Below are 21,740 nucleotides of genomic sequence, written 5' to 3'. Positions count from 1 at the left end.
GTAAGGACGTTACAATTAGTTTAAGACATATTTCTTCGCAGGCAATTGTAGATTATAGAAGTAACTTCTATAAGCGTGTGTTAAATCCTATTTGTAATCTTTCACCAGAAGTATTAAATATCGCTACTTGTATTGTAGTTCCTCGTTTTGGATAGCAGATCTTATATATTTCTACTCTCGGTTGGTGATGACTAGCCGTTCTTAAATGATCGAGCAGACTGCTAGCCTGTATTCTGCCAAAAGCATGTGGGACAGGGTTGGAGAACAGCATGAAAGACTTACTTAAAATAACCGGCTTTACTGCCTTTATCTGCATTGCATTTATCAATGCATTTGTGGATCTAGGGCATAAAATTGTTATCCAAAACACCCTGTTTAAAGCCTATGATGGTGACCTGCAAATTTTGCTGACAGCAGTTGTGAATGGCTTAATCTTATTGCCATTTATTATGTTGTTCACCCCCTCCGGTTTTCTTGCCGATAAATATCCTAAGAATAACGTTATGCGTTTATCAGCATGGGGAGCGGTTGGCATAACCTTGTTGATAACCGCTTGTTATTACATGGGGTTATTTATACCTGCATTTGCGCTTACCTTTATTCTTGCTTTGCAAAGTGCATTCTACTCACCGGCTAAGTATGGCTATATCAAAGAGATGGTGGGGACAAATAATCTAAGTGAAGGTAATGCTTGGGTTCAGGCGGTTACGATGATCGCTATTCTGAGTGGAATTGTCGTGTTCTCGTTGCTTTTCGAGATGCGCTTAGCAGGTTTGACCGAAATTACGCCAGAACAGAGCCTTATTAAAAATGCACCATTGGGTTGGATCTTAGTCGCGGGTGCGTTGATTGAGCTCTATCTTGCCTATCAATTACCGCAGTTACGTGAAACTGATCAAACAGCAAAATTTGACAGATCGGCCTATCTAAAAGGTAAAACACTTAAAAACAATATTCAGTTGTTACAAGGTAAGCGCCCGATCTGGTTTGCAATTATTGGTTTGTCTCTGTTCTGGTCTATTAGCCAAGTTATGCTGGCTGTATTCCCTGCATTCGCAGAAGAGTATCTACAACAGAGCAATACATTTGTGATTCAAGGCACTATGGCGCTGGCGGGTGTGGGTATATTGTTCGGTTCAATTCTGGTTGGACGCTTTTCTAAACATTACATCAATGTTGGTTTAATCCCTGTGGGTGCTGTCGGCGTAGCTATAGGCTTAATCTTATTGCCTCAGCTTGACACTATGTTGATGCAATCGGCTGTATTTTTCGCAATTGGTTTGTTTGGCGCGCTGATGTGTGTGCCATTGAATGCATTGATTCAGTTTCATGTCAGTGAATCAGAAAGTGGACGTGTATTAGCAGGTAGTAACTTTATTCAAAACCTAATGATGCTTGGTTTTCTTGCGATGACAGTAGTCTTCGCTTGGAACAGTGTTGATGGCGTGTGGCTTCTATTTCTTTTGGCTGCAATTGGTGTCGCAGGAGCGGTGTTTGCGATTGTGACGTTACCACAGGCATTCATTCGTCTTCTAGTTATGATGCTGTTCCGCCGTAAGTACAAGCTTCAGGTTTTAGGTTTCGAAAATCTACCTGAATCTGGTAAAGGAACGCTTTTGCTAGGTAACCATATCAGCTGGCTGGATTGGGCAATTATCCAGATGGCTTGTCCACGCCATATCCACTTTGTGATGGAGCGTAGTATCTATGAGCGTTGGTATCTACGTTGGTTCTTGGATATCTATAAAGTTATTCCTATCTCCAAGGGTAAGAACCGTCAGGCATTGGAGCAGGTAGGCGAACTTATCAGTGCTGGCGAAGTAGTTTGTCTTTTCCCTGAAGGCGCTATTAGCCACTTAGGTCAGTTAGGTGAGTTTAAGCGCGGTTTTGAAAGAGCCTGTGTTGATGCTAAAGGTGTGATTGTACCTTTCTATATGCGTGGTTTGTGGGGGAGTCGTTTCTCTCGCTCAACCGACAAAATGAAAGTGATTCGTAACGAATCTGGAAAGCGTGATGTCACTGTGGCGTTTGGTGCCCAGATGCCTATCAGTAGTACCGCTGCTGAAGTGAAGAAAAAAGTTTTCGAGCTGTCGATTCATACATGGGATCAATACACACAGACTTTGGAGACAATCCCACAAGCCTTTGTTCGTAGTATGAAGTCGTCTCGTTCAGGTTACGCTATTGCAGATGTTGATGGTGGTCCGGTTAGTCAAACCAAGTTATTAACCGCCTGTGCTTTGTTTAAAAAGCGTATTGCCCGAACTGAAGGTAAAAATATAGGTTTGTTGGTGCCAACATCCAGTGCCGGTGCCATTGCGAATATTGCTTCATTGATGGCAGGTAAAACGGTTGTAAATCTTAACTTCACAGCCCCTATGCCAGCTATCCAGTCCGCGTTGGAGCAAGCTGAGGTACAAACAATTGTTACGGCGAAAAAGTTTGTGAAAAAGCTTAAAGCGCGAGGTATCGATCTAGATAGCTTATTTGAAGGCCGTCGAGTGCTTTACATGGAAGATATTAAAGCTGAAATAAGTAAAGCAGAGGCGATATTCACACTAGGTTTCGTTAGCGTTGCCCCGACCTTTATTTTGCAGGCTCTGTTATGCAAGCCCTCCCAGCTTGAAGATACGGCAGCGATTTTGTTTTCATCCGGCAGTGAAGGCGCTCCGAAGGGCGTTATGCTTAGCCATCGGAATATTATGGCTAACCTACGACAGACCGCAGATGTTCTTAATGTACGAGATGACGACTGCATAATGGCAACCTTGCCGTTATTCCATGCATTTGGTTTGACTGTGACTTGCTTTATGCCACTGATTGAAGACATGCCGGTTGTGTGCCACCCAGATCCAACCGATGCTGTGAAAATTGGTAAAGGAGTAGCGCGCTACAAAGCAACGCTTATGTGTGCAACGTCGACATTTATGCGCTTATACGCGCGTAATAAACGTGTTCACCCATTGATGTTTCAGTCACTGCGTACTGTGGTTGCAGGCGCTGAGAAACTAGATCCTAAGGTACGTGATCTATTTGAAAGTAAGTTCCATGTGCCTGTCGTTGAGGGCTACGGTTCGACAGAAACAACACCGGTTGCTAGCACTAACTTGCCTGATTCATTAGATACGGATTGGTGGTCTGTTCAGGTGGGTAATAAGACGGGAACAGTCGGCATGGCGCTACCTGGATCAACGTTCCGTATTGTTGACCCTGATACACTTGAAGAACTGCCGACAGGTGAAGATGGCTTGATCTTGATTGGTGGTACTCAGATCATGCAAGGTTATCTTAACAATCCAGAGAAGACAGAAGCTGCAGTCGTCGAGATGGATGGTCTACGCTGGTACCGTAGTGGTGATAAAGGTCATGTTGACGAAGATGGCTTCCTGACTATTGTTGACCGTTATAGTCGCTTTGCCAAAATTGGTGGAGAAATGGTGAGCTTAACCTCTGTTGAAGGCCAAGTTAGAGAGTTGTTGAATGCACCTGAGTTACCACTAGTGGCAGTGAATTTGGCTGATGACAAGAAAGGTGAAAAGGTTATTTTGCTAGTTGAGGGTGAGCATGATTCTTCTGCAATGAGGAATCAGTTAATAGAAGGTGGAATGCCTCCATTAACGCTTCCTTCAGAAATTTATGCAGTACTTGAAGTGCCAGTGCTTGGTAGCGGTAAAACAGATTTTTGTAGTGCGAAAACATTGGCGGAGCAGTGTGCGGCTTAGAGTAAGTAATCTAGATATTGTTTATTGGTATTCGTGGAATCCGTCTCCTTTCTGACTTCTAAAGAAGGAGGCGTGACAGGGAAAAGTCTGGACAGCCCAAGTATTAAAATGCATTATTCCCACTAAATTACTCGGTTATTATCAAAAAGCATCGCATTAGGCTTATTCCGAGTTAAGTAAGAAATTTTTAGGCGGTATAAAAGTGTCAAATATTGAAGCGCAAATTAACCAAGTTTTAGGTCAGTATCAGGATGAGGTTGCAGCAACAGATCTGGTATCTGCTGGTTTTGTAAATGCAATTAAAGCAGAAGGATCATCAGCTAGCGTAGAGTTAGTATTAAGCTATCCATCCAAAGGTGTTGCTTCGAAATTACAAGCGGATCTGCAGGCTAAATTATTAGAGATCGGTGGTTTAGATAAATGCGATGTAATTATTGGTCACAACATATCGGCGAGCCCTAGCCAAAACAGCATTCCAGTGATGGAAGGCGTGAAAAACGTTATTGCGGTTGCTTCAGGTAAAGGGGGGGTTGGTAAATCAACGACTACGGTTAACTTGGCGCTAGCAATGGCTGCAGAGGGGGCTAAAGTCGGTGTTCTGGATGCTGATATCTATGGCCCTAGCCAAGGAATGATGCTCGGTGTTGCAGAAGGCGTTCGTCCGCAGCCTTATGATGAAAAGACATTTAACCCAGTTGAAGCCCATGGTCTTCAATCTATGTCCATGAGTTATCTGATCGAAGATAACACTGCTATGGTTTGGCGTGGCCCTATGGCCGCAGGCGCGCTGCAGCAATTGTTAACACAGACTCGTTGGCAAGATCTTGATTATCTATTTATCGATATGCCGCCGGGTACCGGTGATATTCAATTAACACTGTCTCAGAAAGTACCTGTTTCTGGTGCCGTTATCGTTACAACACCACAAGACATCGCTTTGCTTGATGCCAAAAAAGGTATCGAGATGTTCCGTAAGGTCGATATTAATGTACTGGGCGTTGTGGAAAATATGAGCACTCATATTTGTAGCCAGTGCGGTAATACCGAAGCCATTTTTGGTGACGGTGGTGGTGCCGAAATCGCAGAGCTTTACGATACAGAATTGTTAGGTAAATTACCTTTAGCACTGACAATTCGTCAACAAGCTGATTCAGGTGCGCCAACTGTTGCTGCAGACCCGGAAGGGGAGCACGCGCAGATCTATCGTACGGTTGCACGTACACTTGCTGCGAGGCTGGCAAAGCATAACGCAGACAATGATATCCGCGTGCCTTCGATTATCGTTGAAGATGACTAAGAAATAGCTAGTCGCTGTTTTGACTCTTAATAAAGCCCTTTATAGGGCTTTATTTGTTTCTGGCGTTCTCTTTAAGTTTGGCCGTGTAACACTGTTTTCATACACGACCAATAAATTGATTTTGATCAAATGTTGAACATTTATTTGGGTGGATTTAGAAAAGGGGTCTACAATCTAAGGTTCAAGCTGTATAAATAATAAACACTATAAGAATAAGTAAAGGGATGAACGATGGATTATAGAGCAACTGCAAATATAAAAATGATGAAGCCAAAACCCTCCGCTTTAACTCGGCGTGAGATGGCTGCAGAGCTTCGCCGTCAGGCAAATACACTGCGTGACGAAGGACAAACCGCAGCTGAGTTTTGGCTAGCTGAGCAATATGAGAAGACGGCTAATCTTCTCAACTAGAAATAGTGAAACCTATACAAAATTGAATTGAATTCCCCCTTCAATCTAAAACGGCCTCAATTGAGGTCGTTTTTTTTGTTCCTCATGCGTAAAAAAGGTACAATTGCCGGCTCGAAATTATCACCCGGATGGAAAGCCAACATGGGCATTAAAGCAGATAGCTGGATTCGTCGTATGGCGGAAGAGAAAGATATGATTTCACCTTTTGAGCCTGGTCAGGTTCGCGAAGTGGATGGCTCACGTATCGTATCTTATGGTACTTCCAGTTATGGTTATGATGTTCGTTGTGCAAATGAATTTAAGGTCTTTACCAACATAAATTCATCGATTGTTGATCCAAAAGATTTTGATGATGGTAGCTTTGTCGATATCCAATCGGATGTTTGTATTATTCCGCCTAACTCTTTCGCGCTAGCGCGGACTGTTGAATATTTCAAAATTCCGCGTGATGTTTTAACTATCTGTTTAGGTAAAAGCACTTATGCTCGTTGTGGCATCATCGTGAACGTCACACCTTTAGAGCCTGAGTGGGAAGGGCACGTTACCCTAGAGTTCTCTAATACTACGCCACTACCTGCAAAAATTTATGCAAATGAAGGTGTTGCACAGATGTTATTCCTTCAGGGAGATGAAGTTTGTGAGACATCATACAAAGACCGAGATGGTAAATATCAAGGTCAAACAGGTGTTGTAGTACCACGCACATAAGATTTACCGCACGAAGTAATAAGCACACCCGCTAATGATATTAGATCGAAAACAGATAAGCTCGTTCTGGGAGCAACTGCAGGACACGATTGAGCAGTTGCTATCTAGCCGTAGTGATGACCGTTTTGATGCTGAGCCTCTATTAACTCAGTATCGCGAGCAGTTGCAGAAAATTGATCGTAACCTTACGTTCCATTTTCAAAGTGATGAAGATCAGGATGGAGCGATCGAAATGGTATTCGGTTGTGACGGCTTTCCTGAGTCTATTCAATCAGTTTTGAGTCTGATTGGTGCTGCGCCAGACCTAACAGGTATAGAGTTTAAAGCGTTTAATAATCGCTATGACCCAGTACCGTTGACGATCAATATTGGCGATGAGTTTTGTGAGCTGTCGGATTTTTGGTTCCGTATAGTCATTGTAGAAAAGCGTCTGCATTTAGAGATCTATCTGGAAGATGCGCCAAAGGTGCTGGATATGGATCCACGGGTTGAAGCCGTTATGATCTACCTAGATGCCTTAATTGGTGAGTATGAGCTGATGACCCGTGTTTGGGCATTGGACTGGTTTGAACTACCTGTGTCGCCAGAGGATTATGGTTTGACTAAGCTAGTTGATCTGCGTGAGCGTTTTGATGAGCTTAAGAAAGGTGTTTCACCTATAGGTATGACGCTTCACTAGAAGAAAGCCTGTCGATAACTACCCAATATGACAGGCTGCTTTCTTTGCTCTAATTGTCCGACAAAATATAGATACTGCCTTCTTCCTCTTCGGCCGGTTTGTCAGAGCTCTGTTTCCATGCGCGCATTTTTTGATTTCCTTAAGTTTTTTGTTGCTTCCTTAGTAACAATCGACCATTGTCATAGTAACCTTAGTGTTAAATGCTAATCTTGCAAATTAATTTATAAATTAGGTGCCTTATGAGTGGATTACTGACAGCCTTGCTGGAAGATGTACGTGCAGAATATGTGGCACGAATGCAGGCTAGCGGTTGTTCAGAACCTTATCTAACTGCAGAGCGATTGTGCCATGAGGTTCTATTTATTGAAGCGGATAGGCTAGCTGAGATCATTGAACAAGATCCGACCTTACTTGCTGCTCGCGCAGGTGATCTGATCATGAACCGCCAAGAAAGTGAAAACCCTTCTGTCGGAGTCATCATTTGCTGCAATATTTTAGCGGCAGCGTTAGAGGGGTTGTTAGCTGTTGCTGTTGAGCGAGAGTGGCTTGATATTGATGAAGAGGGCAATGTCTTGGTAGATGAGGAAGAGTTGAATCAAGACTCCCAATACTCAATCGATGTTGATTACAGTACTTCTGAGGTGGCTACTCGGAATATCGCTTTAGGAGGTGCGAGTAAACTATCCGGTATTTTTTCTGCAGCTGAATCTGCATTTTTAGATGCGTTGCAGGAAAACTCTCGTACTAAAGATGCCTATCAACAAGCACTCGATATATCCTCTGATTACTCTGTCTTTGCCCCGGAAGAGATAGCGCCCCTAGTTGCAGAGAATCCGTTGTTATTAGGGCTTCGACCGGAAGATCTAATCGACGAAGATCTGTTCGAAGGTGATCCACCTGCAGGCTTGATCATTAGTGCTCACCTTACTCAGATGATGCTACAGCAGATGTTGGAACTAGGCGTAGAGCATGGTGTATTGGTGCTTGATAGCAGTGGCCATATCATCGTTCCAGATGAGCCTAAAGAGCCGCCAACCCTTCATTAGGCTGTAAGATGTAATCTATGCGCGGCTGAATGATGTTTGATATTTAGTTCGCGCCTACCATCATACTGGTAAATCTCTAACTCGCTTGGTTTTGCCTCTCCGTTGTACAGTTCAGAAGCCCGTTCGGTGACATGACGATATATCTCCACAAGTTCTTTTTCCTGTGCTACTTGATGAGCTTTCAGTAAAACTGCCTTGAATTCAGCGTTCTCCCTTTTTTCCTGAATACCAATGTGCCTGTTGTCAGCATGTACGGGTTTGCTGGGATAGACAGGGGCTATCTGCTGGGTAGACAATGATATTTTCACAAGCTTGATCCTAGGTTTTCTAATTATTTTTATGTTAGGAAATAAGATCAAAACCGAAAATATGCATATACCCATATGGGATTTGCAAAAGTAGAGTAAAAGTCGTGATAAAGAATTCAGCAATAGGTTTTTTTCAATATAAGTTGGGCCGAAAGCTTGTCCTTCGAGTGGTGCTGTTTAGCTCCTTAGTGACATTAATTCTCACGGTTATTCAGTTTGGCTTCGAATTTCGCCAACTGACTCGTAAGTTGGATCAAGTACCGCAATTTATTGAAACAACCATGTCTCCAGCGATTGCAGAATCAATCTGGAAAGATGATAGGGCACAGCTGCATAAGCTGCTTCAAGGGATCAATCAGTTAGAATTTGTAGATGCCAATAAACTGCATTTGGCTGATGGTGAGCGTTTGGAGTATGTTGCCAATGAATCCATAAATTCCAGAAGCTACCCCATAAATATCCAGCGTGAAGAGAAACAACTCGGGACTATAGAGCTAGTCGTTAGTATCGACGCAATCTTCAGTCATATGCTTGCTCAACTCTATATCATTCTTATCAAAAATGGTTTTAAAACAGCTTTTGTTGTTTTCTTTATGTTTATCCTTTTTCGCAGTCTTGTCGGTCAACACCTTTTGAGGATGATCAACTTTATGAAGCAGCAGAAAGAGGGGGCTGATCAACCTATTTTGCATCTAGACCGGGCTCAAAATGAAAAGCCTGATGAGCTCGATGAACTTGCCAATTCTTTTAATCAGCTAATTCAGCGAATTGAAGAGGAGCATAAAGCTAAGCTTCATGAGATTAATCAGCGTCAGGAAGCTGAAAACCAAATTGTGCATTTAGAGCGAGTGGGTACCATGGGACAGTTAGCCACAGGGCTAGCCCATGAACTGAATCAACCGCTCGCTGGCATTATGGGATACTCTGATATCGCCTTGCGCTTAAGTAAGCAGGAGAATGCAGATCCCAAATTACTTGAATGCCTTACTAAAATTGGCGATGAAGCAGAACGATCCGCCAAAATTATTCAGCGTACACGGTCTTTTATCCGTCGTGAGGCTGTAAAAGAAGAGGTCATTAATTTCGCGGACGTTATCCAAGAAAGTATGGATATTATGTCCCACCGAGCGTTGCAAGCTGGTGTGGATCTGGAATTTAATGGGATAGAAACGGCTCGGATTAAAATGAGCCGAACCCAGATGCAACAAGTGTTGGTCAACTTGATAAACAATGCTGTAGAGGTGTTAGAGCATCAAGCGGATGCCAGAATTGAGTTGAATCTCTATAAGGAGGGTGCGCATATCTGCTTATCCGTGCTCGATAATGGCCCTGGTTTTGATGCAAAAATACAAGCGCACTTGTTTGAACCCTTTAGAACCACGAAAGAAAATGGTTTGGGGTTGGGGCTAGTTATTTGTAGAAACTTAATTGAAGCGGCTAAAGGTAAGCTTATAGCCGGGAATCATTCGCTAAAAGGAGCGGAGTTTATTATCCGTTTACCCGTTGTTGAAGAAAAGGAAGTTGAGTAGAGCGTTATGACAGAAAATCAAAAAGGTACAGTGTTTGTCGTCGACGATGATGCCACGCTCAGGGATATGATTCGCATGATGGCTGAATCTGATGGCTATGAGGTACGTGATTTTATCGATGCGTCTAGTTTTCTCGAAGCTTTTGACGCTGAGCAGCCTGGATGTTTGGTTTTAGATATTCGAATGCCGGGTATGAGCGGGCTTGCTTTGCAAGATGAGTTGATCAAACGAAAGGCCCTGATCCCAATTATCTTCATCACTGGTCACGGCGATGTTGAAATGGCGGTAGAGTGTATTCAAAAAGGCGCTTTGGACTTTCTTGAGAAGCCTTTCCGTGAAGCGAGGTTGCTAGAGAAAATTGCACAGGCAATTTTAAGTGATCAACAATCTAGAGAAGAGTTGGCTGAGAAGTCCTTAGTTCAACAGCGTTTAGAGTCGTTGACCACAAGAGAAACAGAGATAATGCACCTTGTCGCCCAAGGTTGTGCTAATAAAGTGATTGCTATCGATCTTGGAATTGCTCAAGGTACAGTTGAGATCCATCGTTCCCGAGTAATGCATAAATTGGGCGTGAGAAGTGTTGCTCAGTTGATGCGCTTACTTCTAGTAGCTGGCTTACTTGAAGATCAATAGTTTTCCATCGTTATCAAAATGCAGCCAGCCTTGCTGGCTCTAGTATGCACTTTCCGGTATATCGCAATTTAATTGTTCGGCTTATCATTTTTCCAACTTAATCATTTACTGAGTTGGAGAAAGGTCATGAACATCAAAAGTTATCTTGTAATTGCTCTGACAGCTACTGTGTTTACCGCGGCGTTACCTGTGGTAGATGCTAAGGTTGATGGGGTGAATCTAGGTGGATCTGCTCGGGCTGATTGGGAGGATAATGATGACGCTCGTCAGGCTGCTCGAAGAACAGCACGCAGAATGGATCGTCGTGATGATGCAAGAGATGCAAAGCAGGTTACAGTGTTGCCAGGTGGTTGTTATACGCAGGTTATATCAGGTATAGCTTACCAAAACTGTAACGGTGTTCTGTATCAGCAAGTACCAGGCCAAGTCAGTTACGTAGTTGTGCAACCTGCAGGAATTTTAAATACTTTGCCAGCTGGCTGTATATCTAAAACGTTGGGTAACTCGATGTTTTTTGAATGTGGAGCTCAAGTCTATAAAGCAGGTGTGATGAATGGTTCGACTGTTTATCAATTACAGTAAGGTTAAAACAAAAGGCCTTTCTGGATCAGGGAAAGGCCTTAGTTTATAGATTGTTACCCTAGGTCGATTTTGTTTTCAATTACATGGAATAGTGACGCAACTACTTGTCTATCGTATCGAGTTCCAGCATCTTGCAGTAAGGTGTCTAGCGCCGTTTCTACCGGTAAGCTTTCACGGTAGGCACGAGGGCTAATCATAGCGACAAAGTCATTTGCTGTGGTCAGAATTCGAGCATGTATAGCTAGCTGGTCAGCACTCAATCCATTCATACCAGAACCATCTAAGTATTCATGTTTTTGTGTGATTGTATCTAAGACAGGCCCTTCGAATTCGATATTAGCCAGTATCTCTTTCGCGTAATCAACCTCTTTTAGTACGGTCTGTTTTTCTTCTTCGCTAAGTTTGCCTGTTTTGGTTAGTAGCGCTTGGGGAATCGATAACTTACCTAAATTACATAAGTTGGCTGCGATCTCTACGGTGGATAGATCTATTTCTGACAGCTCCATAGCTTCGGCAATAGCCACCGCTACTTGTGCTGTTTTTTGTGAGTGATTAGCAGAGTAGGGATCATGCAGATCAATAGCGTGCATCAAGGATTGCATAATCTGCTGAAGCAGGCGAGTTTGCTGTGCTTGATGGGCTTCTATTAGGGTGATGTCATGGAAATGGATCATAACCGCTGATTTATAGCCATAAACCATCGGAATAAGATGGATAGTAAAGATCGACTGTTCACCTTTAAGTTCTAAGGTTTGCTTCTCGTTTAACTCAATTTGCTGTTTAAAGCACTGTTCAGCAAGGGGAGTTAGAAACTCAGCGTAATGGCTACCTAGAATTGAATTTAAATTTTTACCTACACTGTCTTCTGCATGGATCGAGATTTTGTCTGCTAGTGCTCTGTTAATGAAAGATAGCTGTAGGGATTCGTCGAGAATCAAAACCATATCGGCTGTATTGTCATTAATGGCATCCAGCAGGTTGGTTTTCTCTTCTAATGCATGAGTTGTTGTTAGCAGGGCTTCATTGTCTTGACGAGCTCTAATTAGATGACCGTACCAACCTGCTCCAATTAGCAGGGCAAGCATGGCAAATGTCCCAAGCACAAGCATTGCCTGTAGGTCAGATTGTTGTTTTAAGGTTTGACCAATTGCGTCGTCATAATCAACTTTAATGATTAAGCGCATGTTGGTATCAGCAATACTTCGGCTGACTGCTAACACTTTGTTTTTGCGGTAATCACTAGCTTGAATGAATTCACCAGGAGAGTTAAATGCTATAGCAGAAGCAATAGGACTATTCAGTGCTACACGTTTTTGTAAAGGAGTTGAGGAGTCTTGGCGAAGGGGGCTCGCATAAGCGATACCGTTGTCATTTTTCTGTAGTAGAGCTGATTCTAAAGATTGCAGTGTGACGCTAAAATTCTTCAATAAGCCGTAGAGTTGTTTATTAGGGTTTTTAATGCCGATCAAGTACCCTAATGTTTGGCCTTCTTTACCTAGTTGTGGCAATCCAGAAATAGCCGTTACAAAACCAATCTGAGCGACATTGTTGTCATTCAGCCAAATGTCTGTTGTGATGACTTGCTGTTTTTCATCCAGTTGATTAATTGAACCCTTCAACGTTTTAGAAAGCTTACTGAGACCAGCGGTACCTGCAATAAGATTAAGGTTAGCGTCATATAGTGCTAGAGAACTGTTCGCGATAACACGTAGGTTTGCATTTACACTCTGACGGTTCTTGTCTGTGTAACCTTCTCTGTTCGATGTAGCGATAATCATATTACGTAAATAATCAATTTGAGCAGAAGCTTCGCGTGCTTCAGTAGATTGCTCTGTTAAACGTTGTAAATACAGTCGAACTGAATTGTTACTAGCAACTTCTTTTAAAGGTGCTGCAGTAGCGAAGATCCAGCGGGATACACTTAAGCTTTGGTTATCTGCTAAGGCAGAAAGCGTTGTTTGCCAGTGGGAAATGTTTTGCTGGGTCTGTTGAGTCGTGAAACGCTCAATTAAGGCTAAGCAAATCAGGAAAATAAGTATCAGGCTGATTATTCCGGTTACTAAAGCGCGTTTCATTGTTTGTTACCAGTTGATTGAAATTAGTTATTTATCTAGGGCTCCCAGTCTTAAAAAACTGGCATATGTAGCCACCATCGATGTTCATTTACTGTGTATAGCGGAATGTAATGTTTAATATTTCGGTGCGACACAATACTGCGGCTCTGATTATCTAATATTAGCTCATCACCACCGTATCTTACGGCTAGGACGGCATGCCCAATTCGTAAATTTGTGTCTTGTAATACGACAATTCTCATCTCTTCATTACTGAAGCCCAATAATCGAAGGGAGAAGAATTTGGTTAGAGAATAATCTTCGCAATCACCACTTCTAGCTAAAAACTCGCGGACTACGGCCCAGTAGTCCTCTTTACCGTAGTTATCAATATCTAAAATATAAGGCTTTTGATTGGCAAATCGATTCACTTTTTCTAGTTGCTGCCGTTTAGGTAAATGACGAATGCTATCGAGAAAACGGTACCAAGGCTTCAGGTTGCACAAGCCGGATTGTTTGCAAATCTCTTCAGGTGTGTCTTCTCGAAGATGGCGTTCCATATAATTTAGCCAATCGGGCAGTTCATTTAACGAGCGTTGTGGCAATTCTTGGGTGCCAAAGAGCCCTGCATAGCTCAAGTTACTGAATAAACAGCTAAAAAGCAGAGTGATAGTTGCCAAGGCTTTAGACGGTAATCGCTTCATTCTGAATTTCTGTTACTCAATATGAATATTACTTAAGGATATCTGAGAACCTGAAAAATGACACCTACAGCATGTAAAAGGCACATGAATCATAGCTAACAAACTAAATATAGGTTTACGAGTGAAGTGAGTATTACTTAATTTTTGTAGGAACTTACTTGGGAGTATGTAAAAACCATAGATAAATAGTGGAATAAAGAAGTTGGAAGCAACTCTATTAGTTGTACGCTTTATGTCCAGTGGTTATACTGGCGCCATAACGCTAGTACAACGCAAAAAAGCGTAAGTGATTGGAAGGGGAGTTAGGGAATGGAAAATAACAGCAGGGTTTCTGTTTTGTCTGGTGTATTACTATCGATGATGGCTTCATCAGTAATTGCTGCAGAAACCACCGAAGAACAGTTTGATCCTGAAGAATTTTTCAAGCAAGGGATGGAAGAGCGTGAAGAGGGAGCGCCTTACAACGCAATTGAATCTTTCCAAACAATTTTAAGTAACAGACCTGCTTTACATCGTGCACGTTTAGAGCTTGCTGTTGCTTATATGCAGACATTGCAATATCAAGAAGCTGAAGAGCAGGCTCAAACAGTACTTAATGATCCTAATACCCCTCCTAGTGTCCGTGTCTCAATCCTGGCATTTCTAGCACAGTTAAGACAAGACGCTGAACAAATGTCACCTAAACATGAACACAAGTTCAATTTGAGTGCAGGTGTGTTGTATGACGATAATGTCAATATCGGTCCTGGTAGCTCTGTTATAAATGTCGAAGGGCAAATACTAGATATTACCACTAGACCAACGAGTGACACTGCGCTTGTGGTTTCTGGTAGTTATGATCATAGCTATCGTACGGGTAAGCCTGTTCGTCTAGGCCAGAATACAGGTATGTTGTATTGGCAGAGTGGTGCTTCTTTGTACAACCGTATTTATGAAACTGAAGATCAGTTTGACCTCCAGGTTCTCTCTTTACGTACGGGACCTGCAGTGATTACCAATGCGAAATGGCGCGCGAATGTTGCTTTGCAGTTAGACCATATTCGTTTAGATGATGATGAGCTAGCTACTTACGTAGGTCTGCAGCCGTCTATAACTTGGGCGTTTGATGCAAGCACAGAGCTTACAATTGATGCAGAATATACAGATCGTGATTTCGCTCAAGCATCTGATCAGGGTCGTGATGCAGATTATTACTCCGTTGGTGCTTCTCTAGGTAAAGGCTTTAAGAACAATACCGTTGGTGTCCAGGGTGGTTTTGAGTGGTTTGATAATGATTCAAAAGATGACCAGTATACTTATGATGGTTGGGAAGTATTCGCGGGTGTAAATTGGCAGGTTAAACCTACAACTAGTCTGTTTTCCCGTATTTCTTATAGTGAGTCCGATTATAAAGGAGAGATTCCTTTTATATTGGAAGTTAGGGATGATGAAGAGATACAGTTGTTAATCGGTGGTAAACATACGTTTGCTAACGAACTTGAATTGTCAGCTTTTTGGATGCGAACAGAAGCAGGCTCCAATGTAGCGCTGTATGATTATGATCGTACTCAATTCTCAGTTAATTTAGGAAAAAAATTCTAATTAGCTAAATGTACAGAACATTAAAGAGGCGCTTACAGCGCCTTTTTTTGTGCTTCTGTTTATGTATTGTTTACTACATAACATTATGTGTTTCTAGGGATGTTGCAAAGAGGAAAATATGCCTTTAGATTTGATCCGCCAAGGAGCGCCTGGCTTGAAATGGCCTGTTATCCCTGTTCCTGATAGCGCTTTGCATATGGCTCTTCAATTTCAATTAGAGCAGAGTCAGTGGTTATCAACAGCTGAACTCGAAAATTTACAGTGGTCCCAAGCTCAAGAGCTAATCAACTATGCAGCTCAAGCTGTTCCCCTATATAGAGAGCGTATTCCTAAGTCTCTGCTAGATAAAAAACTTACAAGAAACCTGTGGTCTGAAATTCCAATTTTAACTCGTCAGGACTTAATTGATGCAGGTGATAAGCAAAAAAGCGTAAAACCATTAGCTGGTCATGATCGCTTAAATAAAATTCAGTCTTCTGGATCTACAGGAATGCCAATTACCGCTTATGGTACCCAAACTACAGGCTTGTTTTGGCAGGCATTTACTGCAAGAGAACATATTTGGCATCAACGGGACTTTTCTGGAAAGCTTGCAGCTATAAGGCCTGTAGGGGGGGGGCTTAGACCTGGAGAATGCTCTAAAAGTCCTCATTGGGGTGGTGCAATATCTAAAATATTTGAAACCGGTCCAGCAGTTTTATTGAGTTCCAGAACAGATATAGCTGCTCAAGTAAAATGGCTAGTTGAAGAAAATCCTGCTTATCTTTTGTCTTTGCCCTCAAATATCTGTGAATTAGCTAAGTATTGTAAACGGCATGAAATAAAGTTTTCTGATCTTAAGCAAATTCGGACTATGGGAGAAATTTTGACCGATGAAACAATAGAGCTTTGTAAAGAGGTTTGGAATGTTTCAGTTGTTGATATGTATAGCGCTCAGGAAATTGGTTATATCGCCCTGCAATGCCCTGAACATGGCAGTTATCATATCCAGTCAGAAGGTGTATTGGTTGAAATTCTTGATAAGGATAACCAACCATGTAGCGAAGGTGAGATCGGTAGGGTTGTGGTAACTACGCTGCTTAATTTTGGAGCCCCGTTAATTCGTTATGAATTAGGTGATTACGCAGAAGTGGGTTCTGCGTGTTGTTGTGGGAGAGGATTACCTGTTTTAAACAAAATTTTAGGTCGTAAACGTAATATGATGAAAACACCCGATGGTAGGGTTTTCTGGCCTAGTTTTCCCTCGAGGGATTGGGAAAGTGAGTTTATAAAACAGTTACAAGTGGAACAAACAGCCATAGATAAGTTAAAAATTCGTATCGCTATATCCGAGCCCCTAACTGATTCTGAAGAGCAGCGTTTAGAACGATATTTTTCTACGCGGTTTGATTATCCTTTTATAATTGAATTTGACTATGTGGAGCGTATTCAAAGAAGTAAGGGCGGAAAGTATGAGGACTTTGTATCCTGTTTAACATAGTTGAATTAAGTTCTTTGATTGTACTCCAGTACAGTGTTCTTTGGTGAATATTTGTATAGAATATGCACAATAAAACTAATAACCTATCTGATCTAAGTTTTAGCCATGGACTGGATCATAACCATTACAGGGATAAATAGGATGTTTAAACGTAATCTTGTGTCAGCTTCAATAGCTTCTATTTTGTTTACAAGTTCGCTTGCTGCGACGGCCAATACTCAGAACGATGATGATGAAGACTCAGTTGAAAGCTGGGGTCAGTGGGCTAAGCAGTACGCAACAGCTGCAGGTGGTGAATTTAATACAGGTGCCTTAGCTTTTGCTAGCCTTGCTCAAGCTGAAGCAGGCCGTAACGGACTTAATGAGCCCGAATTTAATCAGCCTACACCTACACCTACACCTGATGCAGTCGAAGGCCTTTGTGGGGCCGGAGCTTTCTGTGGTTTTGCGACCATCTATGAAGGTGACTTTTTTTATAGAATGGGCCCTCCTCAAAATGAACAAGTTGGTACCTTTGATCTTCAGGTGTCACCTGATTATTTTGGTGAGCGTCAGGATACAACGGGTAGTTTTAGCGTAAGTGGGATTGAGGGCGAGTCATATCAAGCTACTGGTTTAGAGGGGCGTGCCCATGATGCGTCTGGTTGGTTAGACGATAATGTCGATTTTGAAGCTTATGTTGAATACTACACCGATTATGGTGATGAAGCAGTATTGATGAACGGCTTCTGGTCAAAGGGTCAATGGGATGATGATCAATATGGCGGTTTTGATGGGGCAGAAGGCTTTTTTGTCGGCGGTGTAACAACAACATTAGCTCAATTAAACGACTTTGTTTCAAACCTTAATGGCAGTGTGGCTGAGTATTCAGGGTTTATATACGATGGCGGTAGTTTTGATATCGCTATTAACTTTAGCAGCAAAACTTGGTCTGGGAACTTTAGCAGTAGTAGGTGGAAGGAAAGTCAAAATGATGCTTTTGCCGTTAATGGCGGTAAGCTCTCGGGTGTTAATTTTACCGCTAAAAGTGCAAATTTAAGTTCCGATGCTGGTAGGGTGACTGGGCAGGTTGCTGGTGCAATATTTGGCAAAAATGCAACTGACGTTGCAGGTCTGGTTGATATAGAAATAGCGGGTGATGAGGGAGCAGTTAGCCGTAAAACGATATTCTCCACACCAGTCCATAAGAACAACCTCCCCTGAAATAAGCTTGACTTGGATCTACACTTGGCTGGAAGAGGTAAGTGTTAGGAAGCTTATAAACGATAAAGCCTGAAGTGTGAAAGTACTTCGGGCTTTTTCTTTGCAGTGAGAATAAGAGCTTACTACTTGTACCTCGGTACAATTACTTATTTTTTATATGTGTATAGAATGCGAACAACAAATTCCACAATTCACCTGACTAAGTAGTAGCAATAGGACAGGTTGCTAAAATAGGGACTTTAGGATGTTTAAGCGAAATATTGTATCCGCATCGATAGCTTCAATCTTATTAACTGGTTCTTTTGCTGTGTCTGCAAACACGGAAAAGGAAAAAGAGGAAGATTCTGTTGAAAGCTGGGGTGTATGGGCGCAGAAATTTGCTACTGCGGCTGGTGGCGAATTTAATGCTCAGGCATTGGCTTTTACAAGCTTCGGCTCTAATGAAACGGGCCGTAACACTCAAAATGAGCCAAGTATTCGGTCGAATACTGTAGCCGATGAAGTCGTACCTGACGAGTCTGTACTTAGTTGTTCTGCGGGTAGTATGTGCGGCTTTATCGGTTTTATCGAGTATGACGAAGGTGGTTATGGAGATTATGGTGATGCTGAACTGGGTATCATTACCGGTGACATGTACGAAAGTGACGACCCTGCTCCTGCAGTGCAGCCACGCAGAATAGATGGGCCATTACCCAACCTAGCCTTGGATTTTGAAGTCAAAGGTAATGATGGCTTCGAGTATAAAGGTGAAGGCTTGCCAGCTGTCGATTATGATGATGGTTATATTGAATTTGGTATGGACGGTGAAAATGGAGGTCAGTATGTTGCATTTAGTGACGAAGAACCTGGGCCACTATTCTTAGGTTATTGGGATAAATGGGAGAATACGCCGAATGGTGAGAAAGGTGTGAATGGCATATTTATCGGTGGTGTAACGACTTCTCTTGCTGAGCTTAACGCTTTTACCCAGTTTAACCCTACTGCGACATACTCTGGTTCGACTATGTTTAATGGCAGCGTTGATATTGAGATCGATTTCCATGGTAAATCATGGTCTGGAAACTTTGGTGCATCAAATGCCGGAAATGATGCTTTTAAAGTAAGAGGCGGTAAGCTATCTGGTATTGCCTTTACCGCGACCAGTAAAAACCTGTCTGCTGATAAGGGCTCTGTCACGGGCGTAGTCAGTGGGGCGTTGTTCGGTTCAGAAGCCGAAACTGCTGCTGGTCTGATCGATATTAAGAAAAAACTTAATTCCGGTACCCTTACCCGTAAAGAGCTATTTGCCGCAGGTCGTGAAGGTGCTGGTGGACCAATTTAATTGAAGCTTATTTAGTTTCTTTTGTATTTTAAAAGGCGTCTTTATGGTGCCTTTTTTGATTTAGATCCTTTACACAATTCTTCTATCCCCGTAACTTTAAATATTAATAATCCTTAATATTCAAGGGGATATCACAGTTGCACGCAGGTGTTCTTGCTTTAGGTCGATCCATGTTAGGTAGCTTGAGAGATTTGGCACCTATTGTCTTAGTGATCGCATTTTTCCAAATTGTTGTTTTGCAGCAGTCTGTCCCAGATTTCTTTGGTTTGGTGACTGGGTTGTTGTGTGTTGTCGCTGGCTTAACTTTCTTTATCTATGGCTTAGAGATGGGGCTTTTCCCAATAGGGGAGAGTATGGCACATGCTTTTGCACGCAAAGGCAGTGTGTTTTGGCTGTTGGCTTTTGCCTTTTGCTTAGGGTTTGGTACCACTGTAGCGGAACCTGCGTTGATTGCTGTAGCAGCGGAGGCGGCGAAGGTTGCTGCCACGGGCGGGATGATTGACGCGACTGAGCAATCGCAACTTAGCTACGCTTCGGGCCTTCGTTATACCGTCGCCTTTTCGGTTGGCTTGGCCATTGTTTTAGGCGTGTTACGTATCCTTAAAGGCTGGTCGATTCAATATATGATTATTGCGGGTTATATGCTCGTCGTGATTATGACCGCTTTTGCGCCGCGTGAAATTATCGGTATAGCCTATGATTCCGGTGGTGTTACCACTTCTACAATTACGGTTCCTTTAGTGACAGCGTTAGGTGTCGGTTTGGCTTCATCTATTGAAGGGAGAAATCCGATGATAGATGGCTTTGGTTTGATCGCCTTTGCTTCTTTAACACCCATGATCTTTGTTATGGCTTATGGGATGGTGATCTAAATGGAACTGTTGTCGCAATTTATCGAGATCACCCTGACTACAATTAAAGATGTGATTCCAATCGCAGTCATTATCTTTGGTTTTCAGATTGCTGTGATCAGGCGGCGTATTGCTAATCTACGTAAGGTGCTGATTGGCTTTGCTTATGTGATTGCCGGTTTAGCGCTTTTCTTGTTGGGGTTAGAGAAGGCTTTGTTCCCCATTGGGCGTTTGATGGCTGAACAGTTGACTGATCCAGAGTTTATTCGAAGCTGGAGTGGTTCGGTCGCGGAGGCTCTTCAATGGCAGGATTACTTCTGGGTTTATGTTTTTGCCTTTGCAATTGGAGCGAGTACCACCATTGCCGAGCCTTCACTGATTGCTGTGGCCATTAAGGCGAACGAGGTTTCCGGTGGCGCAATTGGTGTCTGGGGCCTGCGTATAGCGGTTGCTATAGGGGTTGCTGTGGGTATCTCTTTAGGTACTTGGCGAATTGTCACAGGGTATCCTATTCACTGGTTTATTATCGCGGGTTATATCGTTGTTGTTATCCAAACCTGCTTTGCGCCCAAGATGATAGTGCCTTTAGCCTATGACTCGGGTGGGGTGACAACGTCGACGGTTACGGTGCCCCTTGTTGCGGCTCTAGGGCTTGGTTTGGCTGAAACAGTTCCTGGTCGAAGCGCTCTAATTGATGGTTTTGGTTTAATTGCCTTTGCTAGTTTATTTCCAATGATAACGGTAATGGCTTACGCACAAATTTCTGAATTTCGCACTAAACGTGCGAGAGCAACTGGCTGACAAAAGAGGCAGATATGCATTTCAAGCTGTTAGTAGTGTTTGTAGAAGATTCAAAAACAGATGATGTAATGAAAGCAGCGCGCGAAGCGGGTGCAACTGGCGCAACAGTCATCAACAATGCGCGTGGTGAAGGTGTAGATAAATCGACTACGTTCTTTGGCTTAACCTTAGAAACGCAACGCGATGTCATCTTGTTCATCGTTGAGGAGCATCTGAGTAGAAAAATCCTAGAAACAATATCAGAGGTCGGCGAACTTGATGAGAAGCCGGGGCGTGGGATTGCGATTCAAATTGATGTGGAAGATGCTGTTGGGATATCTCACCAAGTCGCCAAATTAGCCAATATTGTGGAGGAAGAGCTATGAGTGCCCAGCGTAGAGTCGTACGAACTTGCGATGTTATGACTGATGAGTTCGCCATGGTTGATGGTTTAATGACGGTCAGTGAGGCGCTTAAGATCTTCCAAGAGCAAGATGCGCGAGTGTTAATCATCAATAAACGTAATGATGACGATGAATTTGGCTTGTTGCTACTGTCAGATATTGCAAAGAAAGTCGTTGCGAAAGACCGCTCTCCTGAACGTGTGAATGTTTACGAAGTGATGGCGAAGCCGGTTATCTCCGTTGATCCTCATATGGATATTCGTTACTGCACGCGTTTGTTTGAAAATTTTGGCTTAGCGCATGCGCCAGTGATTGATAAAGGCCATGTTTTAGGGGTGGTGAGTTATCGCAGTATTGTGCTGAAAGGGTTGTTGGAAAATTAACCTTTCTAACCAGCTCAGATAAGAAAAAGCCCGTCATTCATTAGACGGGCTTTTTTGTGAATAA

Annotated in this window: 20 protein-coding genes; 17 read left to right on the top strand and 3 right to left on the bottom strand. The window is 42.7% G+C overall.

Translation table 11 applies throughout. From position 1 onward, the window contains the following. Positions 1-269 precede the first annotated feature (269 nt). The 6 genes from ACMXYS_RS12220 (at position 270) to ACMXYS_RS12195 (ending at position 7,863) form a co-directional block, all read left to right on the top strand. On the top strand, positions 270-3,722 hold the full coding sequence (locus ACMXYS_RS12220) for an acyl-[ACP]--phospholipid O-acyltransferase (RefSeq protein WP_415896669.1): 3,453 nt from the start codon (positions 270-272) through the stop codon (positions 3,720-3,722). A 202-nt stretch (positions 3,723-3,924) separates the two neighbouring features. Continuing rightward, positions 3,925-5,019: an iron-sulfur cluster carrier protein ApbC gene (apbC, locus tag ACMXYS_RS12215; RefSeq protein ID WP_415896668.1), complete on the top strand. Its 1,095-nt coding sequence runs from the start codon at positions 3,925-3,927 to the stop codon at positions 5,017-5,019. A 231-nt stretch (positions 5,020-5,250) separates the two neighbouring features. After that, on the top strand, positions 5,251-5,430 hold the full coding sequence (locus tag ACMXYS_RS12210) for a hypothetical protein (RefSeq protein WP_415881890.1): 180 nt from the start codon (positions 5,251-5,253) through the stop codon (positions 5,428-5,430). Positions 5,431-5,571: 141 nt separating this feature from the next. Beyond that, positions 5,572-6,138, top strand: coding sequence for a dCTP deaminase (gene dcd, locus ACMXYS_RS12205; protein ID WP_415881889.1), 567 nt, complete (start codon positions 5,572-5,574; stop codon positions 6,136-6,138). Between the two features lie 34 nt (positions 6,139-6,172). Beyond that, positions 6,173-6,817, top strand: a complete 645-nt coding sequence (locus ACMXYS_RS12200; protein ID WP_415881888.1) for a hypothetical protein — start codon at positions 6,173-6,175, stop codon at positions 6,815-6,817. Between the two features lie 239 nt (positions 6,818-7,056). Beyond that, the gene (locus tag ACMXYS_RS12195; RefSeq protein WP_415881887.1) at positions 7,057-7,863 is read left to right on the top strand and encodes a hypothetical protein; all 807 of its coding nucleotides are present in this window, start codon (positions 7,057-7,059) and stop codon (positions 7,861-7,863) included. On the opposite strand, the gene ACMXYS_RS12190 is transcribed toward ACMXYS_RS12195, so the two are convergent. Continuing rightward, entirely contained in the window at positions 7,860-8,171 is a 312-nt protein-coding gene (locus ACMXYS_RS12190; RefSeq protein ID WP_415896667.1) for a hypothetical protein, read from the bottom strand. The genes ACMXYS_RS12195 and ACMXYS_RS12190 overlap by 4 nt on opposite strands. 188 nt (positions 8,172-8,359) lie before the next feature. Between ACMXYS_RS12190 and ACMXYS_RS12185 the strand changes: the two genes are divergently transcribed. The 3 genes from ACMXYS_RS12185 (at position 8,360) to ACMXYS_RS12175 (ending at position 10,915) form a co-directional block, all read left to right on the top strand. After that, complete coding sequence (locus tag ACMXYS_RS12185) at positions 8,360-9,700, top strand: ATP-binding protein (RefSeq protein WP_415881885.1); 1,341 nt, start codon at positions 8,360-8,362, stop codon at positions 9,698-9,700. Between the two features lie 6 nt (positions 9,701-9,706). Next, positions 9,707-10,333 carry a response regulator transcription factor gene (locus ACMXYS_RS12180; protein ID WP_415896666.1) on the top strand — a complete coding sequence of 209 codons (627 nt, stop codon included), beginning with the start codon at positions 9,707-9,709 and terminating at the stop codon, positions 10,331-10,333. Between the two features lie 126 nt (positions 10,334-10,459). Further along, a complete protein-coding gene (locus ACMXYS_RS12175) occupies positions 10,460-10,915 on the top strand; it encodes a hypothetical protein (RefSeq protein WP_415896665.1) in 456 nt (151 codons plus the stop codon). A gap of 53 nt (positions 10,916-10,968) precedes the next feature. Here ACMXYS_RS12175 and ACMXYS_RS12170 read toward each other — a convergent pair whose 3' ends face one another. Together ACMXYS_RS12170 and ACMXYS_RS12165 are read right to left on the bottom strand one after the other, a co-directional pair. Beyond that, a complete protein-coding gene (locus ACMXYS_RS12170; RefSeq protein ID WP_415896664.1) occupies positions 10,969-12,990 on the bottom strand; it encodes an HD domain-containing phosphohydrolase in 2,022 nt (673 codons plus the stop codon). 50 nt (positions 12,991-13,040) lie between these two features. Continuing rightward, positions 13,041-13,673, bottom strand: coding sequence for a transglutaminase-like cysteine peptidase (locus ACMXYS_RS12165; protein WP_415896663.1), 633 nt, complete (start codon positions 13,671-13,673; stop codon positions 13,041-13,043). Positions 13,674-13,982: 309 nt separating this feature from the next. Between ACMXYS_RS12165 and ACMXYS_RS12160 the strand changes: the two genes are divergently transcribed. The 8 genes from ACMXYS_RS12160 to ACMXYS_RS12125 all read left to right on the top strand — a co-directional run bounded on the left by ACMXYS_RS12160 (position 13,983) and on the right by ACMXYS_RS12125 (position 21,676). After that, positions 13,983-15,254, top strand: a complete 1,272-nt coding sequence (locus tag ACMXYS_RS12160; protein WP_415896662.1) for a surface lipoprotein assembly modifier — start codon at positions 13,983-13,985, stop codon at positions 15,252-15,254. 118 nt (positions 15,255-15,372) lie between these two features. Beyond that, entirely contained in the window at positions 15,373-16,734 is a 1,362-nt protein-coding gene (locus tag ACMXYS_RS12155; protein WP_415896661.1) for a phenylacetate--CoA ligase family protein, read from the top strand. Between the two features lie 141 nt (positions 16,735-16,875). Then, positions 16,876-17,937: a hypothetical protein gene (locus ACMXYS_RS12150; RefSeq protein ID WP_415896660.1), complete on the top strand. Its 1,062-nt coding sequence runs from the start codon at positions 16,876-16,878 to the stop codon at positions 17,935-17,937. Between the two features lie 244 nt (positions 17,938-18,181). Further along, positions 18,182-19,258 (top strand): hypothetical protein, encoded by a 1,077-nt coding sequence (locus ACMXYS_RS12145; protein ID WP_415896659.1) that lies wholly within the window; start codon positions 18,182-18,184, stop codon positions 19,256-19,258. 170 nt (positions 19,259-19,428) lie between these two features. Then, positions 19,429-20,130 carry a DUF1538 family protein gene (locus ACMXYS_RS12140; RefSeq protein ID WP_415898248.1) on the top strand — a complete coding sequence of 234 codons (702 nt, stop codon included), beginning with the start codon at positions 19,429-19,431 and terminating at the stop codon, positions 20,128-20,130. Further along, entirely contained in the window at positions 20,131-20,910 is a 780-nt protein-coding gene (locus ACMXYS_RS12135) for a DUF1538 domain-containing protein (RefSeq protein ID WP_415896658.1), read from the top strand. A gap of 14 nt (positions 20,911-20,924) precedes the next feature. Further along, on the top strand, positions 20,925-21,275 hold the full coding sequence (locus ACMXYS_RS12130) for a P-II family nitrogen regulator (RefSeq protein ID WP_415896657.1): 351 nt from the start codon (positions 20,925-20,927) through the stop codon (positions 21,273-21,275). Continuing rightward, positions 21,272-21,676 carry a CBS domain-containing protein gene (locus ACMXYS_RS12125; RefSeq protein WP_415896656.1) on the top strand — a complete coding sequence of 135 codons (405 nt, stop codon included), beginning with the start codon at positions 21,272-21,274 and terminating at the stop codon, positions 21,674-21,676. Before ACMXYS_RS12130 ends, ACMXYS_RS12125 begins: the two co-directional genes overlap by 4 nt. Positions 21,677-21,740 lie beyond the last annotated feature (64 nt).

The organism is Neptuniibacter sp. QD57_21, assembly GCF_047778075.1.
In the GTDB taxonomy this organism is placed as follows: Bacteria; Pseudomonadota; Gammaproteobacteria; order Pseudomonadales; family Balneatricaceae; genus Neptuniibacter.
Note: the sequence above shows the minus strand (reverse complement) of the source record. Positions and strands in the feature narration are given on the sequence as shown.

What these genes read in the sequence shown, in the direction of transcription:
- ACMXYS_RS12170 (WP_415896664.1), bottom strand. Translation starts at nt 12,990, where the DNA reads ATGAAACGCGCTTTAGTAACCGGAATAATCAGCCTGATACTTATTTTC.
- dcd (WP_415881889.1), top strand. Translation starts at nt 5,572, where the DNA reads ATGGGCATTAAAGCAGATAGCTGGATTCGTCGTATGGCGGAAGAGAAA.
- ACMXYS_RS12155 (WP_415896661.1), top strand. Translation starts at nt 15,373, where the DNA reads ATGCCTTTAGATTTGATCCGCCAAGGAGCGCCTGGCTTGAAATGGCCT.
- ACMXYS_RS12220 (WP_415896669.1), top strand. Translation starts at nt 270, where the DNA reads ATGAAAGACTTACTTAAAATAACCGGCTTTACTGCCTTTATCTGCATT.
- ACMXYS_RS12180 (WP_415896666.1), top strand. Translation starts at nt 9,707, where the DNA reads ATGACAGAAAATCAAAAAGGTACAGTGTTTGTCGTCGACGATGATGCC.
- ACMXYS_RS12140 (WP_415898248.1), top strand. Translation starts at nt 19,429, where the DNA reads ATGTTAGGTAGCTTGAGAGATTTGGCACCTATTGTCTTAGTGATCGCA.
- ACMXYS_RS12125 (WP_415896656.1), top strand. Translation starts at nt 21,272, where the DNA reads ATGAGTGCCCAGCGTAGAGTCGTACGAACTTGCGATGTTATGACTGAT.
- ACMXYS_RS12165 (WP_415896663.1), bottom strand. Translation starts at nt 13,673, where the DNA reads ATGAAGCGATTACCGTCTAAAGCCTTGGCAACTATCACTCTGCTTTTT.
- ACMXYS_RS12200 (WP_415881888.1), top strand. Translation starts at nt 6,173, where the DNA reads ATGATATTAGATCGAAAACAGATAAGCTCGTTCTGGGAGCAACTGCAG.
- ACMXYS_RS12130 (WP_415896657.1), top strand. Translation starts at nt 20,925, where the DNA reads ATGCATTTCAAGCTGTTAGTAGTGTTTGTAGAAGATTCAAAAACAGAT.
- ACMXYS_RS12145 (WP_415896659.1), top strand. Translation starts at nt 18,182, where the DNA reads ATGTTTAAGCGAAATATTGTATCCGCATCGATAGCTTCAATCTTATTA.
- ACMXYS_RS12195 (WP_415881887.1), top strand. Translation starts at nt 7,057, where the DNA reads ATGAGTGGATTACTGACAGCCTTGCTGGAAGATGTACGTGCAGAATAT.
- ACMXYS_RS12160 (WP_415896662.1), top strand. Translation starts at nt 13,983, where the DNA reads ATGGAAAATAACAGCAGGGTTTCTGTTTTGTCTGGTGTATTACTATCG.
- ACMXYS_RS12210 (WP_415881890.1), top strand. Translation starts at nt 5,251, where the DNA reads ATGGATTATAGAGCAACTGCAAATATAAAAATGATGAAGCCAAAACCC.
- ACMXYS_RS12135 (WP_415896658.1), top strand. Translation starts at nt 20,131, where the DNA reads ATGGAACTGTTGTCGCAATTTATCGAGATCACCCTGACTACAATTAAA.
- ACMXYS_RS12175 (WP_415896665.1), top strand. Translation starts at nt 10,460, where the DNA reads ATGAACATCAAAAGTTATCTTGTAATTGCTCTGACAGCTACTGTGTTT.
- ACMXYS_RS12150 (WP_415896660.1), top strand. Translation starts at nt 16,876, where the DNA reads ATGTTTAAACGTAATCTTGTGTCAGCTTCAATAGCTTCTATTTTGTTT.